The 1,670-nt window shown below is 60.8% G+C and carries 1 protein-coding gene; it reads right to left on the bottom strand.

Translation table 11 applies throughout. The features are described 5' to 3' along the window. Nucleotides 1-419 precede the first annotated feature (419 nt). Nucleotides 420-920: a hypothetical protein gene (locus ACFOX0_RS34060; RefSeq protein ID WP_377553786.1), complete on the bottom strand. Its 501-nt coding sequence runs from the start codon at nt 918-920 to the stop codon at nt 420-422. Nucleotides 921-1,670 lie beyond the last annotated feature (750 nt).

The following is a 1,670-nucleotide window of genomic DNA, read 5'->3' as shown; positions in this document are numbered from 1 at the left end:
CACGCTTCGCCCGCCCCCGCGCGGACAACCCACCTCCATCGGGATACCTCATCCCATCGATCTACCCCAGCCCACGGCCATCACACAGCCCACATCGGACGAACCTGACCATTCAAGATCTGTATCGCCAAGCTCGGTGCTGTGCGAGAAGGTGTCTGGCGAAACCACCGCCTGCTGAGCACGGGTATGTATCGTGACAGCTCCGTCGGCGGCCTACGGTCCGTGGGTATTTGCGGTAGGCCATCGCGCCTGCCATCGACCCGGGCAAGCCGAGCGGGCCGCCGCTCGCCCCGCCTGCCTCCGATAGTGCGTCAAGACCGTCTTGGCGTGGCGGGCCGGGCGGCGGCCCGCTCCCCGAAGGGTGGGTCGATGGCAGACGAGATGGCTCAGGCGTTGGCTGGGGCTTGGTGCGGGCCTACTCAGACTGGTGCCATGTGGCGGACTGCGTCCGAGGCATTCTGAACGATTTGGCGGCGAGAAGGAGGCAGCGGCGGATCTTGCTCCAAGGCAACGGTCATCGCTTCAAGAGCAAATTCAAGGAAAGTGCCTGCTACCTCGTCAGGGCTCAGGTCCCTCGGGAGTTGCCACTCTCGTTCGAAGACCAACCGGTTGCTCGTCGCGATGCCTATAGTCGTGTATCTCGAAGTTCGCGACCCAAACACGATGGTGTCAAGCACCTCGTTGTCGTCATCGGCACTTAGATAGCGTTCGTCTTCGTCTGTTAGGGGCACATACAGCCAAGCCGAGATCTTGTCATCATCGGATATAACGCGCCAAAAAAGGCAAGAGTCGCCCTCGGCACGTACCACTCCGAGGGTCGGCACCCCGTTGAAGCGGTCGAAGATCTCAACTGCATCTACAGTAGGTAGCGGTGCCCAAGCTAGGTTGCCCAGCTTGGGCGCAGGTCCGTAGCTACTCACGCGTACCACCCCCTCTGTCAGGTTCAGTGAAGCACTCCGCGAAGATCTTTGCTAGGTCTTCATCCCACTCTATGGGCTCGCCGCCGAGTGTGGGGGCCAAGACGCTGGTGTGCTGTGGGATCGACGGCGAGGGTGTGTGTCGCACTACAAAACCCCTCGCCCGCAAGGTTCCAGCTGTTGTGTATCGCACGGCTGACAGCGGATGCTGCCACTTGAAGACGAGTTTCGCCGCCTCTTTGACCCCTAGGCGACCGAGCAGTAGGGACATGTCGGGCTCATTGTTCTCAATACGAGGGCAGTCCCTGAACCTGCCGGGCGAGCCTGGCTGCCCTTTGCCGTATTGGGTCAGCTCCGCATCATCAGGGATCTCTTCCGGTGGTATCGCCCGTCGTGGCATGAATCGTCCTTGGGTGAGGGGCCTGCTGGGCGTCCGTGGCTACACAGACAGCAGTATTGCCTCACGCCTTGTCAAGATCAAACCTCCACTAAACAGTCATATCCTACCATAATTCACGAAGTGCCTAGCTAAAGGCGCTTCGACTCACTGTCGGATTCGTGTCACTCCAGCCTTCGCGGCCCTCGGCAGCGCTGCGCCAGCAACGGAGAGACGGATGTGGGAGCGCTTAAGGACCTGCTGGCAGGCTCAGATCATGATCAGTACCGGCGCCTTGCTTGGTATCGCTCTCGTCGAGCTCACCATGGTCGCGATCCCGGGGCCAAACATGTTCTACCTCGTGTCGCGGACGCTGT

Origin of the sequence: Micromonospora zhanjiangensis, from assembly GCF_042650605.1 — a bacterium.
GTDB lineage: Bacteria > Actinomycetota > Actinomycetes > Mycobacteriales > Micromonosporaceae > Micromonospora_J > Micromonospora_J zhanjiangensis.
The sequence above is the reverse complement of the archived record's forward strand: the minus strand, read 5'-3'. Positions and strand labels throughout refer to the sequence as shown.